This is a genomic window from Actinomadura nitritigenes, from assembly GCF_017573545.1.
In the GTDB taxonomy this organism is placed as follows: domain Bacteria; phylum Actinomycetota; class Actinomycetes; order Streptosporangiales; family Streptosporangiaceae; genus Spirillospora; species Spirillospora nitritigenes.
Map to the genome: position 1 here is coordinate 396,656 of NZ_JAGEOK010000001.1, position 14,536 is coordinate 411,191.

At 74.9% G+C, this 14,536-nt stretch carries 13 protein-coding genes; 5 read left to right on the forward strand and 8 right to left on the reverse strand.

Features of this window, described 5'->3' with window-relative positions; all coding sequences use genetic code 11:
* Nucleotides 1-63: 63 nt before the first annotated feature.
* Nucleotides 64-1,362: an alkyl sulfatase dimerization domain-containing protein gene (locus J4557_RS01545; protein WP_243775093.1), complete on the reverse strand. Its 1,299-nt coding sequence runs from the start codon at nt 1,360-1,362 to the stop codon at nt 64-66.
* 143 nt (nt 1,363-1,505) lie between these two features.
* Between J4557_RS01545 and J4557_RS01550 the strand changes: the two genes are divergently transcribed.
* Nucleotides 1,506-2,738 (forward strand): PucR family transcriptional regulator, encoded by a 1,233-nt coding sequence (locus J4557_RS01550; RefSeq protein ID WP_208264470.1) that lies wholly within the window; start codon nt 1,506-1,508, stop codon nt 2,736-2,738.
* A 749-nt stretch (nt 2,739-3,487) separates the two neighbouring features.
* Here J4557_RS01550 and J4557_RS01555 read toward each other — a convergent pair.
* The 4 genes from J4557_RS01555 to J4557_RS01570 all read right to left on the reverse strand — a co-directional run bounded on the left by J4557_RS01555 (nt 3,488) and on the right by J4557_RS01570 (nt 6,662).
* Nucleotides 3,488-4,411 carry a bifunctional helix-turn-helix transcriptional regulator/GNAT family N-acetyltransferase gene (locus tag J4557_RS01555; RefSeq protein WP_208264471.1) on the reverse strand — a complete coding sequence of 308 codons (924 nt, stop codon included), beginning with the start codon at nt 4,409-4,411 and terminating at the stop codon, nt 3,488-3,490.
* Between the two features lie 88 nt (nt 4,412-4,499).
* Nucleotides 4,500-4,856 (reverse strand): DUF3817 domain-containing protein, encoded by a 357-nt coding sequence (locus J4557_RS01560; RefSeq protein WP_208264472.1) that lies wholly within the window; start codon nt 4,854-4,856, stop codon nt 4,500-4,502.
* A gap of 89 nt (nt 4,857-4,945) precedes the next feature.
* Nucleotides 4,946-5,302, reverse strand: a complete 357-nt coding sequence (locus tag J4557_RS01565) for a hypothetical protein (RefSeq protein ID WP_190865303.1) — start codon at nt 5,300-5,302, stop codon at nt 4,946-4,948.
* Between the two features lie 70 nt (nt 5,303-5,372).
* On the reverse strand, nt 5,373-6,662 hold the full coding sequence (locus J4557_RS01570; RefSeq protein ID WP_208264473.1) for a citrate/2-methylcitrate synthase: 1,290 nt from the start codon (nt 6,660-6,662) through the stop codon (nt 5,373-5,375).
* Between the two features lie 67 nt (nt 6,663-6,729).
* Here J4557_RS01570 and J4557_RS01575 point away from each other — a divergent pair, with 67 nt between their 5' ends.
* From J4557_RS01575 to J4557_RS01590, 4 genes are all read left to right on the forward strand, one after another.
* Nucleotides 6,730-7,974, forward strand: coding sequence for a LeuA family protein (locus J4557_RS01575; RefSeq protein ID WP_208264474.1), 1,245 nt, complete (start codon nt 6,730-6,732; stop codon nt 7,972-7,974).
* 50 nt (nt 7,975-8,024) lie between these two features.
* Nucleotides 8,025-9,419 (forward strand): SWIM zinc finger family protein, encoded by a 1,395-nt coding sequence (locus J4557_RS01580; RefSeq protein ID WP_208264475.1) that lies wholly within the window; start codon nt 8,025-8,027, stop codon nt 9,417-9,419.
* A complete protein-coding gene (locus J4557_RS01585) occupies nt 9,416-12,064 on the forward strand; it encodes a DUF6493 family protein (protein WP_208264476.1) in 2,649 nt (882 codons plus the stop codon). The genes J4557_RS01580 and J4557_RS01585 overlap by 4 nt, the downstream gene beginning before the upstream one ends.
* A 74-nt stretch (nt 12,065-12,138) precedes the next feature.
* Nucleotides 12,139-12,684, forward strand: coding sequence for a methylated-DNA--[protein]-cysteine S-methyltransferase (locus tag J4557_RS01590; RefSeq protein WP_208264477.1), 546 nt, complete (start codon nt 12,139-12,141; stop codon nt 12,682-12,684).
* Here J4557_RS01590 and J4557_RS01595 read toward each other — a convergent pair.
* From J4557_RS01595 to J4557_RS01605, 3 genes are all read right to left on the reverse strand, one after another.
* Nucleotides 12,681-13,595, reverse strand: coding sequence for an oxidoreductase (locus J4557_RS01595; protein WP_208264478.1), 915 nt, complete (start codon nt 13,593-13,595; stop codon nt 12,681-12,683). The genes J4557_RS01590 and J4557_RS01595 overlap by 4 nt on opposite strands.
* Before the next feature lie 135 nt (nt 13,596-13,730).
* A complete protein-coding gene (locus tag J4557_RS01600; protein ID WP_208264479.1) occupies nt 13,731-14,219 on the reverse strand; it encodes a glutathione peroxidase in 489 nt (162 codons plus the stop codon).
* Nucleotides 14,220-14,281: 62 nt separating this feature from the next.
* Nucleotides 14,282-14,443 carry a hypothetical protein gene (locus tag J4557_RS01605; RefSeq protein WP_190865319.1) on the reverse strand — a complete coding sequence of 54 codons (162 nt, stop codon included), beginning with the start codon at nt 14,441-14,443 and terminating at the stop codon, nt 14,282-14,284.
* Between the last annotated feature and the right edge of the window lie 93 nt (nt 14,444-14,536).

The following is a 14,536-nucleotide window of genomic DNA, read 5'->3' on the forward strand; positions in this document are numbered from 1 at the left end:
GCTCATCACGGCCCATCGTGCCACGGGGGCTCGGCCGGGTACGAGTGGTTTGTCCCGGGCCGGCTAGCCCATGAGGTCGGGGAGGGTACTCGGGGCGCCGGTCCCGCCGGTGGCGCTGCGGGACTCGTTGGCGGCCCACGTGAAGACGCCGGTGGCCATGAGGGACGGCTCCGCCTCGGCGCGGGCGGCGTAGACCTCGGCGCGCACCTCGTGCAGGGACGCGTCGCCGGGGTCGGCCTGGACGGCCATCTCGGCGAGGTGGGCGGCGAGGCGCAGGTCGCCGCCGTCCGCGGCGCGGCGGGCGGCGTCGGCGACCTTGGCGGCGCCGCCGGCGAGGGCCGTGACGGCCCGGGCGAGGTCGGCGTCGCGGGCGGGCTTGAGGTGGGCGGGGTTGCCGTCGTACCAGCCGCCGTACAGGCGCCACAGGTTCCGGACGATGAACTCGGGCTCGTCGTACCTGGCCCGCAGGTAGACGCGGTCGGACAGGTGCGCGGGCGGGGTGACGGCGTGGACGACGTCGTCGAGGCGGCGGCCCTCGTTCAGCATCGCGAGGGTCTGGTCGATGATGCTCTCGAGCCATTCGGCGGTCTCGGTGAGGGCCTGCGCGATGCGGTCCGCGCCGAAGACGGGGGCGCCGTGCGACGGCATCATGATCTCGGCGCCGAGGGCGGCCATGCGGCGCAGGGCGTGCGCCCATTCGCGCGGGTAGCGCTGCACCTTCTGCGGGTTGCCGCAGTTGGGGGTGAGCCAGATGAACAGGTCGCCGGGCAGCAGGAGCCCGTACTCGGGGACGTAGGCGACGGTGGCGTCGTCGGTCTCGCCCTTGGCGTGGAAGAGGTCGAAGGTGAGGCCCGCGCGGGTCACGGTCAGCGCCTCGCGGTAGGTGACGTCGGGCTGCCGGTACTCGGTGGGCCAGCGCAGCCCGGGCGACTGGAACTGGCGCTGGTTGATCACGGAGTTGTAGCCGGCGGTGAGGGCGTAGCGGTCGAAGCGGTCGCGGACGAGTTCGTGCGCGACGACCTGGGGGCGCGGTCCTTCCTCGGCGTCGAACGGGCCCATCCCCATGACGTGGTCGATGTGGCCGTGCGAGTAGAACGCGAGGGTCAGCGGGTCGGAGGTCCAGGCGCGGATGCGGTCGTGCAGGCTCGCGGCCGTCAGCTGGTTGCCGGTGTCGAACAGCACCAGCTCGTCCCGGCCGCGGAAGGCGATGACGTTGCCGAAGCCGGGCTGCCAGCCGAGGCCGTCGGCGATCTCGATGACGCCGGAGCCGCCCATGCCGGTGTGGACGATGCTGTCGTCGGCGGCGCCGCGCCAGACCTTGTCCGCGTAGTCCTTGATATCCGCGTAGTCCTTGATGTCCATGGTGCTTCCCTTCAGCAGGCGAGCGGTCCGGCCATGCGGCGGTGCTCCGATCGGGCGGCGGGGGTGGTACGGATCACCCTCCTGCGAGGCGGTGCGCCGCGACAACCGGCACTTCTCCCGCGTTCGTCCGGTTCAGTTGTGACATGTCACAATCGACCAGGGAGGCCGTCATCGAGAAGGACCGGGTGCAGCGGGTCGCGGCGGCCCTGGCGGCGCGCTGCGAGGGCCAGGTCAACCGGCTCGCGCGGGAGCTGACGCAGCGGCGCTTCGCCGCGATCCCCGAGTACGCGGACCTGCCGGCGGACATGCGGGACGTGGAGATCGCGGCGACCGCGCGGTACGCGATCAGGCGGTTCCTGCGGATGGCCGAGGGCGCCCCGGTGGACGAGGACGACCTGCGGCCGTTCCGCGAGCGCGCCGCGCAGCGCGCCGAGGAGGGCATGCCGCTGGCGAACCTGCTGGCCTCGTACTACATCGGCGCCGAGGTCGTCTGGGACGCGCTGGTCGCCGAGACCCGCCCGGACGAGCTGGCCGCGCTGCCGATGCTGGCGCGGCTGCAACTGCGCGGCACCAACCGGGTCGTCGTCGCGGTGACGGAGGCGTACCAGGCCGAGCGGGCGGCGATCCTGGACGAGCGCCGCGAGGCCGTCCGGGAGGTGGCGCGGGCGCTCCTCGCCGGGGAGCCGGCGCGCGCGGCGGCGGACCGGTCCGGGATCCCGCTCGCGGACGCCTACCTGGTGCTCCACCTGCGCTTCGCGGGCGCGGGCGCCGCGGCCGGGGCGGGCATCGCCGAGCGCCGCGTGCTGCGGCGGATCCGCGCGGGCCTCGAAGGGTTCGGCGAGGGGACGCCGCTGACGCTGCGGGACGAGCGCGGGGTGCACGTCCTGCTGCCGTCGGCCGCGGCGGACCGCCTTCCCGAACTGGAACGGCTGCTCACCGGGGCGGGCACCGCGGCCGGGGCGTTGATCGCCGGCGCGGCCCGCTCCGAGGGCACGGCGGACGTCCCGGACGCGTCGCGGCGGGCGGGCCGGATCGCCGGCATCGCGCAGGCCGCCGGGCGCCCGGCGGGCGTGTACGAGCTGGACGACGTGCTGCTCGACTACCACCTGACCGGTTCCGGCGACAGCGGCCCCGCCGTCGCCGCCGCCCTGGACCCGCTCGGCGCGCGCCCCGAACTGCTGGACACGCTCCGCGCCTTCCTCGACGCGGACATGGATCGCCGGAGGACGGCCGCCGCGCTCGCCGTGCACCCCAACACGGTCGACAACCGGCTCGCCCGCATCGCCCGCCTCACCGGAGCCGACCCCCGCACCACGCGCGGCGTCCTGCTGTGCGCCGCGGCGCTCACTCTCCGCGACCGGAGCCGCCGGGCGTAACGGATCATCCGGCTGTCACCGGGCAATGCGCTGGCAAAGTCCGCTTCGCGATCACGATTCTTTGGGCACCCCCGGTTTACGCCCTCATGACGTGCGGGTACTTACCGCAACGTGTTCGTGACACAGGGTGAACGACAGGCTCCTGGGACGGCAAAGTCCCAGGTCGGACCGGGGAGGCGGGCGATGAAGGGCACACAGCGTGAGCACCGCCCCGCCGGTCCCGCGGACCGTTCGCCGCACGGCCCGGCCGGAGCGGCCGAGGGCGTTCCCGTCACCGGCCGGCAGGGCACGCGGCGTCCCCCGACGCGCGCCCTGCCGGCCGGTCACGGCGACACACCTCGGGTCCTCGGCCGCCCCGGACCGGACCGGGCCTCCCGTCGCGACCGCCATCGGGCGCCGGTGCCGTACGCCCCCGCGGCGCCGGCGCCCCTCACCGCCGGGCCGGCGGCCCCACCGACCTGCGCCGCCGGCCCGGCCCCGGAACCCCCGTTCGATCGGGCGCCCCTGCGGTGCCCGCCCCCTGAAGCCGGACGGGCCGTCACGCCCCCGTCCGGCCGGGCACGGAAGGGAGGTGGGAATCAGCCCCGATCCGAGCCGGCGCCATGCCGGTGCACCAGGCGGCCGGAACTCCGTCCGACCCCCGTCCCGGCCGCCCACACGCAGTAAGGGATCGCTGCGGAGCCGAGCCCGTGAAGGCGAGAGCGCCTTCACGGGCTCGGTTCGTTCCACGGGAGCCCTCGCGAGGAGGGTCAGAGCTTCTTGCGCCAGACCTGGCCGTGCACCACGTCGCCGAAGCGGGCGACCGGCGGCTCCTCCTCTTCCAGGATGAACCCGGCCCGCTCGTAGATCCGGTGCGCGGGCCGCTGCAGCGCCGTCGTCCACAGCATGATCTCGAGGTATCCGGCGTCGGTGGCGAAGCGGACGCACTCCTCGACCAGCGCCGCGCCGACGCCCATGCCCCGCGCGGCGGGCTCGACGTGCAGGAGCCGCAGCTGGGCCACGTCCTCCTCGCGCCGGACGCAGAACACCGCGCCGGCCCGTTCGCCGCCGGCCTCGGCGATCCAGGCGCTCTCCCGCTCGGGGTCGTGATCCTGGACGTAGTCGGCGACGACGCGGGCGACGAGCGCCTCGTAGGTGCGGTCCCAGCCGCACTCCTCGGCGTAGAGGGCGCCGTTGCGCTCGACGACCCACCCGAGGTCGCCGGGGCCGAGCGGCCGCAGGACGGCGCCCTCCGGGCGGGCGCGCCCGCCGAGGATCCCCTGGACGGTGCGCATCGCGCCGAGGAGCCGGCGGCGGTCGTCCTCGGCGAGGCCGCCCAGCAGCGCGCGGATCTCGGCGCTGGACCGCTCGTCCAGCATCGCCTGCACCTCGCGGCCCCGGTCGGTGAGCCGGACGACCTGCCGGCGCGCGTCGCCGGGCGCGCGTTCGCGGACGACCAGGCCGTCGTTCTCGAAACGGGTCAGCATCCGGCTGAGGTAGCCGGGATCGAGGTCGAGGGCGCGCCGCAGGGCGAGCACCTCGGTGTCCTCCCGCTGCGCCAGCTCGAAGATCACCCTGGCCTCGGTGAGGGAGTAGGGGGAGCGCACCAGGCCCTCGCCGAGCACTCCGATCACTCCGGTGTAGAACCGGTTGAACGCCCGGACCGTGCCGACGTCCGCCGCCGTCGCCTCCATGCTCGCCCTCCACGTTTGACTGAGTCAAACGTTACTCCCGGGCAGGCCCCCGGATCCAGCCCCCGGAGGAGCCGAGGCGGAAGGAGGGTCAGGCGCGGGTCGAGTCGGCGCCGGACGGCTCGGGCTCGGGCTCGGCCGCCGCCGCGGGCCGCACCTGGCGCGCCTCGGTGACGACCTTGCGCTCCACCCAGAACGTCATCAGCGGCACGACGCCGCCGAGCACGATCAGCACCATCTTGGTCAGCGGCCAGTCCGCCCGCCGCCACACGTCGTAGGCGGCGACGAGGTAGACCATGTAGAACAGCCCGTGGACGGGCGCCACGATGCCCGCCATCGCGGGCATGTCGGTCGGACCGTACTTGAGGATCATGCCGATCACCAGCAGCACCAGGAGGCTGCCGACGAGCAGGGCGAGGATCCGGTACCGGGTCACCGCGCCTTCCACAGTTCACACCCTTTCATCGGCCGGCCGCTTCCGGCGGCCCGCACACGTCGGACGGCCGCGCGGCGGCCGGGGCGCCCGCGGCGGCGCGGTCAGCCGCGCCGGTCGGTCTGGGAGTTGAGCCGCGCGAGGTAGCGGTTGTAGGCCGCGAGCGCGGGGTCCTCCTCCTCCTGGCGCCGGATGATCTCGCGCTTGACCGCGGCCTCCGCCGGCTCCTCGATCACCTTGGGCGCCGGGGTCACGCCGGCCTTCTCGTCGCGGATCATCTTGACCCACATCACGATCACGAAGATCGCGAAGATCGGCCATTCGAACGTGTACGCCCAGCTGCGGTCGTTGCCCTCCTGGGCGCGGTCGTACTGCCACCAGCCGAAGCCGATGAACGCGCCGCAGAGCACGACCGCGATCGCATGCAGGCCGAGCCAGGCCGGGGTGAGGAACCGTCGCACGTCAACGAGCGTACCCCCGGTCCCGCGCCGTCCGTGCACAACCCCCGGATGGCCGCGGGCCGTGCGGTGGTCAGCGCGAACGCCCGGAGCGGCGGGGTGCGGAGGCGGCGTCCGGAAGCGGCGGCCCGGTGTAGACGGCGCGCGGGCGCAGCGGGTGCGCGCCGCCGTACTCCTCGATGGCGTGCGCGAGCCACCCGGCGGTGCGGGCGACCGCGAACACCGCCTCCCCCGCGCCCGGGACGAACCCGGCGACCGCGCCGAGCGCCGCCACCGCGAAGTCGATGTTCGCGGAGGGCAGCCGGCGCCGCTCCGCCTCGTCCAGCACGGCTTCGGCGGCGGCGAGCCGGGGGTGCCCCGGCGCCGCCGCGCGGACCAGGTCCAGCAGCAGCGCCGCGCGCCCGTCGCCCGACTTGTACACCACGTGCCCGAACCCGGGGACGCGCTCGCCGGCGCGCAGCCGCGCGCCGACCACCTGCGCGGCCGACGCCGGGTCGGCCACCTCCGCGATCAGCCGTTCCGCCCCGTAGGAGGCGCCGCCGTGCAGCGGCCCGCTGAGCACGCCGAGCCCGGACGCGACGACGGCGTACGGGTCGGCCCGCACGGACGCGGCGACCCGCGCGGCCAGCGTCGAGGCCGCCAGCTCGTGGTCGGCCAGCAGGATCAGCGCGGCCTCCAGCGCGCGCAGCGTCCCCGCCTCCCCCGGCCGCGGGCACAGCCGCCCCCACAGCCGCCCGGCCACCCCCTCCCCGCCGGGTTGCGGCGAGTCGTCGTCATGGGCGCGCTCCAAGGGGCGACCCGCCGCGGGGAGGGCTTCGACGAGGCCCGCGATGAGGGCGCGGGCGGTGGCGGTGACGCCCTCCGGGTCGAGGTGGTGGCGCAGGGGGTCGGTCGCGGCGAGCGCGGCGACGATCACCTGGAGGCGGTCCATCGGGAGCAGCCCCTCGGGCAGCCCGGACTGCGCGGCGACGGCCGCCGCGACGCCCTCGTCCCGCGCCCGCCACGGCGCCTCGGCCGGCTCGTCGCGGCCCGTCCACAGCCAGCCGGCGACCCGCTCGAACGGCCCGTGCTCGGCCAGGCCGAGCACGTCGCGGCCCCGGTAGTAGGGACGGTCCGCGCCGAGCGCGGTGATCGCCGACTCGATCGCCAGCTCCCCCGGGCCGGGCCCCCGGCGGGGCCTGCCGCGCCGGGCCAGCTCCTCGACCTGCGCGGCGTCGAACAGGCTGCGGCGGCCGTCCGGGGCGTGCCGGCGGCGCAGCACGCCCCGGCTGACGTAGGCGTACAACGTGGCGGGCTTCACACCGAGCCGTTCGGCGGCGGCCGCCGCGTCGATCCACCCGCCCAGCTGGTCGTTCTCGCCCATGCCCGCTCCACCTACATTGATTTTCGTCAATATTGATACATATGGATCCGACTGTCAATCTGAGGGCATGCCACAGATTCACTTCCTCGACGTCACCAACCGCGACGGCGTCCAGACCGCCCGGACCGGGCTGTCGAAGTTCGGCAAGACGATGGTGAACTTCTACCTGGGACGGCTCGGCGTCGCGCAGTCCGAGATCGGGTTCCCGTTCCTGTTCCACGAGGTCCCCTACGTCCGGGCGCAGATCGCGCTGGCGGAGGCGGGCGCGTTCGGCGACCTGCGGCTGTCCGGCTGGTGCCGGGGCGTCCCGCAGGACGTGGAGAAGGCCGTCCAGGTCCGGACGGCCGGCGGCACCGGGCTCGCGCACTACAACCTGTCCATCTCCACGTCGGACTACATGCTCGCGAACAAGTTCCGCGGGAAGCTCGACCGCGACGCCGTCATCCGCGAGATGGCCGCGGCCGTCCGCGCGGCCAAGGCGGGCGGCGCGCGGACCGTCGGCGTCAACGCCGAGGACGGCTCCCGCACCGACGACGGGTTCCTCACCGAGTTCGCGCTCGCCGCGAAGGAGGCCGGCGCCGACCGGGTCCGCTACTGCGACACCATCGGCGGCGACACCCCGGACCGCATCCGCGAGCGCTTCGCCAAGCTCGCCGCCGCGGTCGGCCTGCCCGTCGAGACCCACTGCCACAACGACCTCGGCCTCGCCGTCGCCAACTCCCTCCACGGCGCGCTCGGCGACCTGGAGGCCGGGCAGGACGCCTGGATCAACACGTGCGTCAACGGGATCGGCGAGCGGTCCGGCAACGCCGACCTGCTGTCCACCATCCTCGCGTTCCGGCACGCCTTCGACCCGCAGGTCACCGGCGCCGAGATCGGCGACCCGATCGACCTGTCCTGGGCGCGCCGCTTCGCGCTGTGGGCGAGCTACGCCTTCGGCCAGCCGCTCCCCTACAACCAGGTCGGCGTCGGGCGGAACGCCTTCGCGCACGAGTCCGGCATCCACGCCGACGGCGCCCTGAAGGACCACGGCAACTACGAGCTGTACGACGAGGAGACCCTCGGCCCGTTCCCCGACGACTGGCACGCGCGGCCCGGACGCGTCGTCCTGACCGGCGAGTACGGCGGCAAGGCCGGGTTCCGGCACGTCATGGACGGCCTCGGCGTCGAGCCCGCCGACGAGGAGCTGTCGTTCAAGCTCGTCCAGCTCTGCAACGCCCAGACGGGCCGCCCCCTCACCGACGACGAGCTCCGGCTCATCGCGCGGTACCCCCACGAGCTGGCCCTCCTGTTCCCGGGGGCCCTCGAGTGATTCGCCGGATCCGGCGCTTTTGTCGCTGGTGATCTCTACCTTGTGGAGGCATGGCGAGCAGCGCGACGGCGGCACAGGCGTACTCCTACACGCGTCCCTCCGGACTGGACGGCGGCCTTCTGGGGCTGTCGACGTCCGGAGGGACGACGAGCGGCGGGCCGCAGGCCCATCCGCACTTCTTCAGCGGGGTGCTCACCCAGGCCGCGCCGGCCGCGGCGGGGCTCATCGCGCTGGCCGACGTGGCGCGGACCCGGTACTTCCAGCCGCGCCCCACCGGCTTCCGCGACCCGGTGGTCACCTGCAACGGCGACCGGCTGCGGATGGAGTCGTTCTCCGCGTGCGGCGGCGTGTACGCGCGGCTGGACGTGCTGGAGCCGGCGCTGGACGGCGACGTCCTCGAGCGCGGCACGACGAACGTGGACGTCAACGGGCCGCTGCGGGAGTCGCTCGCCCGCGTCGGCGGGTCGGACCCGCTGCACCTGGCGGTGGGCGCCGACGAGATGGCGGTGACCACCCTGGACGGCGCGGTGGTGGAGAAGAAGGTCCCGCTGCCGGAGCGGTGGCTGCGCGGGTTCGCCGAGGTCCAGGTGATCACGGCCGGGTTCGACCCGCGGGCGGAGCTGAAGGGCCCGGACGCCGTCCGGTTCCTGCGGTCGCTGCCCGCCCGTTCGCGCGGGGCGCTGTGGGCGGCGCCGGCCGGACGGACGCTGCGGCTGTCGTCGCGTCCGGGCCCGGGGGCGGTGTGCCTCGCCGGGGCCGACCGGCTGCGGACCATGCTGCCGCTGCTGCGGTTCGCCCGCGCGCTGCGCGCCTACGGCCCCCCGGCCACCGCCGCGAGCGGGCCCGCGGCGAGCGTGTGGGAGCTGGAGCTGCCCGGCATGCGCTATGTCCTGACGCTGTCGCCGGAGCCGTCGCGGGGCTTCTCCGGGGAGGGCGCCGTCCTCGGCGCCCTCGCGACCGACGAGGCCGCGGGCGACGCCGACCTGGTCGGCGCGCTGCTGTCGTTCGAGCCGCGGGTGGACCCCGGCCCGCTGTCCGAGCGGTCCGGGCTCCCGCTCGACCGGACGAGGGCGGCGCTGACGCAGCTCGGGACGTCCGGCCGGGTCGGCTTCGACGCCGCCGAGGCCGCGTTCTTCCACCGGGAGCTGCCCTACGACCCGGCACTGGTGGCGGGGCTGAACCCGCGCCTGCGGTCGGCGCGGGCGCTGGTCGCGGACGGCGCCGTCCGGTTCACCGGCGACGCCTCGGCGGTCGTGACGACCGACGGCGGCGAGCGCCTCGTCCGGTTCGAAGGGGAACGCACCACCTGTACGTGCCCGTGGTGGTTCGATCACCGGGGCGAGCGCGGCCCGTGCAAGCACGTCCTCGCGGCCACGATCGTCCGGCGCGACGGCGAGCTGCTCGCCGGGCTGGACGCCGGGCTGGACGCGGAGGCGGCGCGATGAGCTGGGACGCGATCCGGGACGCGATCGACGCCAAGGACGCCGGCCGGGTGATCACGCTGGTCTCCCGCCTGGACGCGGCGGGGCGCAAGGAGGTCGCCGGCCGGCTGCCCGGCAGGCTGAAGGAGATGCGCGACGCGACCCGGTTCGGGGACTTGGAGAGGGGCTTCCACCGGCCGCTGATGCTGGCGGGCGCGGGCACGATCGGCGGGGCCGCCGCAGCGGCGGCATGGCTGTGCCGCCGCGAGTTCGACTCGTGGTGGCTGCGCTCCCAGGGCCCGCAGCTGCGCAAGGACCTGGACAAGGTCACCGCGGACCGCCCCGCCGAATGGCGCGCCGACGTCGGCCGCCGCATCGCCGAGCGCATCCGGGTGACGGACTTCGCGGAGGAGGTGCTTCCGCGGTGGCACATGGCGGCGGGCCTCACCCTGTCGGCGGGCGCGGAGCCGCCGGCGGCCGACGGCTTCGCCGTGATGTGGGCGAGCGGCGGCGCCGACACCAGGACGCTCGCCGACGACCCCTTCCTCGACGCGCTCCTCCCCCGGCTGTTCGAGGCGGACGGCGTCGGCGCGGCCCTCGCCTTCGACCGGAGCAGCGCGGAATGGGACCGGGAGCGCAGGACCTGGGCCGACGCGCTGGCCGAGCTCGCCGCCACCGGACGGATCGCCCGCGACACGCTGATCGGCGGCTGCGTCCGGCGGTTCCTGCGCGGCGGCACGCCGCACGAGCTGCGCTGGTTCGTCCAGTTGCACGAGGTCCTGGAGCCCACGGACGACGAGGTGGTCGCGCGCGTGCGGGACTACGCCCGGCTGCTGCCGTCCGCGCCCTCGACGGTCGCGGATCTGGCCTTGCGGGCCGTCCGCCGGGCCGACGAGCTGGAACGGGTCGACGAGCCGCTGTTCGAGGAGGCGGCGGGCGCGGTGCTGTTCCGGGCCGAGGCGAAGCTGGTCCGGGCAGGGCTGACCTGGGCCGACCGGACCGCGCGCAAGCGCGCCCGGGTGGACGCCACGCTCCGCGCGGTCACCGCCGTCTTCTCCTGCGACTCCCTCGACCTGCGGGAACGCGCCGTCAAGATCGCCGTCAAGCACGCGGGCCGGGCGTCCGCGGAGACGGGCGAGGAGGTCCGCGCCGCGGCCTCGGCGCTGCAAGGGCCGCTCCGCGAGACGATCGCCACCGCGTTCGGCGAGGTGGAGTCCGACGCCCCGGTGGTGCTCGGTCCCCCGCCGTTCGTGCCGCGCGAGCTTCCCGCTCCGATCGCGTCCCCCGCCGAGATGGCGGCGGAGTTCGACGCCCTGCTCCGCACCGAGCATCAGGACTGGCTCGCGGTCGAGCGCTTCCTCGCCGCGCTCGTCGCGTTCGCCCACCAGGACGCCGACGCCGCCCGCGACGCCCTGCGCCCCGTGGTGGCCCCGATGCCGTGGCTGGTGGACCCGGACACCTCGCTCGGCGCTCACAACGAGGCGAACTGGCCGCTGTGGGCCGTCCGGTCCCTGTTCGTCGCGAAGACGCCGAACCGGCTGGTCGAAACGCTGGCCTCGTTCGTCAAGGGCTGGGCGCGCAAGGGGGCGACCGTCTTCCATCCGCAGATGGACCGGTTCCTCGCGCTGCGCGGCCGGGAGATCGCCGCGTCGCTGGGCGGGGCGCCCGTGCTGCTGGCGGCCCCGACCACCGCCGCCGGCCACATCGACCCGGTGGTGCTCGTCGAGCGGCTCGAACGGCTGGAGGCGGCGGGCGCCGAACCGGGGCGGGCGGAACTGGCGCAGGCGATGCTCCGCGTCCCCCGGGAGACCGACGCCGCGGCCGCCGCCCGGGCCGGGAACCTGGTGTCGCCGGCCGGGCGCGCGATGGCCGCCTGGCTCGCCGCGGGCCCGCCCGACGACCCTGAGGTTCGGTGCGAGGTGCTCGAGAAGCCGGCGGCGACCGTCGGCGACCGCACGCTCCGCCTCCCGTCCCGGATCCTCTCCGTCGTCTCCATGCCCGGGGACTCCGACGTCGCGCGCCTGTGCGCCTTCCCCGAGGAGGGGTGGCGGGACTTCGGGCAGCCGTCGTACCGCTCGGCCTTCGCATGGTGGCCGGGCGTGACGCCGTCGCACCGGGAGGTCGCCGCGGCGCATCTCGTCCCTTACCAGGCCTGCCTGACCGACGAGACCCAGGCGCAGGGCGCGACGGTGCTCGCCCTCGCCGAGGCCGGCGGCCCCGCCGGCGCCGCCACCGGGACGCTGCTCGCCCTGACGCTGGCCAACCGCCACGAACGCCACCGCGCCGACGCGGTCGAGGCCCTCCTCGCGCTGAGCGCGCGCGGCGTCCTGCCCGCCGCGGAGACCGGCGTCGCGGTCGGCCGGCTCGCGGCCTTCGACCGCGTCAGGCTCGGCAGGGTGGTCAGGGCGCTCACCGCCGCCGCGGACGCCGGCGCGCTCGCGGACGTCTGGACGCTGGTCGCCGCCGCGCTCCCCGAGGTGCTCCCCGCGCCGGGCGAGCGCGCCCCGGGCGGTCTTCCCGACCTGCTGGCGCTCGGCACCCGCACCGCCGAGACGATCGGCGCGCGCGGCATGCTCCCCGCGCTGGAGGCCGTCGCCGGGCGCGGCGGGTCCAGCCGGCTGGTGAAGGAGGCCGGCCGGCTGCACCGGACCCTCGCGGCCGCAACCTGACGGGCCGTCGCGGTGTTGACGAAATTGTCGGACTCAAATGGCAGGCTGGACGGAGCGGAAGGGAGCGCCCGACGATGACCGAGACACTCGCGTTCGGCACGGTCGACACCGTGCTGGGACGGCTGCTCGTGAGCGAGACCGAGACGGGGATCGTGTCGCTGGACTTCCGCGACACCCCGGCGGCGCGCGAGCGGGCCGCCCGCAAGACGGGCCTGCCGGTGGTGGACGCGCCCGGCCGCCTCGACCCGGCGCTCGCGGCGCTCCGCGACTACTTCGCCGGCGACCTGAAGACCTTCGAGCTGCCGATCGACTGGCGGCTCACGGGCGACGTCCACCGGCAGGTGCTCACCACGCTGTACGAGACCGTCCCCTACGGGCGGACGATCACCTACGGCGAGCTGGGCGACCGCAGCGGGACCGGCGTGCACGCCCAGGTGATCGGGCAGGTGATGGGCGGCAACCCGATCCCGCTGATCGTGCCGTGCCACCGCGTGGTCGCGTCGAACGGGATCGGCGGCTACAGCGGCGGCTCCGGCGTCGAGGTCAAGCGCTGGCTGCTCACCCTCGAAGGCGCGATCCCCGCCACCCTCGACTGGGACATCGCCAGCCCGCCGCGCTAGGCGGACGCCGGGGCGTAGGCGACGCCGGTGAGGGCCTCGGAGACCCGCCAGAGCCGGTCGCCCAGGCCGGCCTTGGCGGCCTGCGGCGGCGTGACGACCTTGACGGGGCTGCCGCGGAACTGCAGCAGGCGCGGGCCGTAGCAGGCGCCCCCCTCGACGTCCGGCGCCGTCGCGGCGTACAGGGAGGGCAGCGCCCCGGCGGCGGCGGGCTGCGCCACCACGGCGTTGCTGACGACCATCGCCTTCTCCATGACGGAGTTGCCGGCCATCTTCGGGCCGGCCTCCTGGAGGTTGGTGGCGGCGTAGCCGGGGTGGGCGGCGACGCTGGTGACCTCGGGGACGCGGCGGTCCAGCTCGCGGGCGAAGACGAGGTTGGCGAGCTTGGCCTGGCCGTAGGCGCCCCACTTGCTGTAGCGGCGCTCGCCCTGCAGGTCGTCGAAGCGGAACCGGCCGCTCCAGGCGAACCCCGACGTCACCGTGACGACGCGGGCGGACGCGGCGGCGCGCAGCGCGGGCAGCAGCAGGCCGGTGAGCGCGAAGTGGCCGAGGTGGTTGGTGCCGAACTGCATCTCGAAGCCGTCGGTGGTGGTGCGGCGCGGGAGCGCCATGACGCCCGCGTTGTTGACCAGGATGTCCAGCGGCGCGCCGGCGTGCCGGGAGGCGAACGCGCGGACCGACGCGAGGTCGGCGAGATCGAGGGCGCCGAGGGCGACGTCGGCGCCGGGCGCGGCCGCCCTGATCCGGTCGAAGGCGGCCTGGCCGCGCTCGGCGCTGCGGCAGGCCAGCACGACGGACGCGCCGTGCCGGGCGAGCTGCAGCGCCGTGTGGTAGCCGATGCCGCTGTTGGCCCCGGTGACGATCGCCCGCCGGCCCTGCAGGTCGGGGATGTCGGCCGCCGTCCACCCGCTCATGGCACCTCCACGTTCTGACGCGACCTCAAAAGTTAGACGTCACATGCAATAGCGACAACCCGTGTGGCGCGATTCACAGCACCGGCCGGTGGATCGGGGGGCCGGTGCGCGCGGCCGCCGCCCTCCCGGGGCGTCTCAGGCCGGAAGGTTCTTCTCGATGGCGGCGACGACGTCGGCGGACTCCGGCTCGGTCTGCGGCGCGAACCGGGCGGCGACGGCGCCGTCCGGGGCGATCAGGAACTTCTCGAAGTTCCACCGGATGTCGCCGGTGTGCCCCTCGGCGTCAGGGGTGCCGACGAGGCCCTCGTACAGCGCGTGCCTGCCGTCGCCGTTGACCTCGATCTTCTCGGTCATCGGGAAGGTGACCCCGTAGGTCGTCGAGCAGAACTGCGCGATCTCCTCGGCGCTGCCGGGCTCCTGGCCCATGAACTGGTTGCAGGGGACGCCGAGGACGGTGAAGCCGCGCCCGGCGAACCGCTCCTGCAGCCGCTCCAGGCCGGCGTACTGCGGGGTCAGGCCGCACTTGGAGGCGACGTTGACGACGAGCACGGCCTTGCCCCGGTACTGCCCGAGGTCCGCGGAACCGCCCTGCAGACCCTCGATCTCCACGTCATAGAAGGACATGTGGCGATCCTAGGCGATCACCCCCGGCCCGCACCGCCCGGATCGCGTCCGGAGGCGGAGGGTCACGGCGACAGGTCCAGGCTGCTCACGAACGAGGAGACCTGATCACCGGCCCTTCCCAGCTGCGTGAACGCGTTGTTGACGAAGCCGGCCGCGTCCCGGGGTGAGCTCAGCAGGTAGAAGATGACGAAGGCGATGGCCACATAGCGGAGGTTCTTCTTCATCCGTACGCCGTCCCTGTTGTAGCGCAGCGACACATTGACCCGATCCAATGATGCCCAGCCGCGTCTGCTCGCAAAGCGGGATTTTACTGTGAC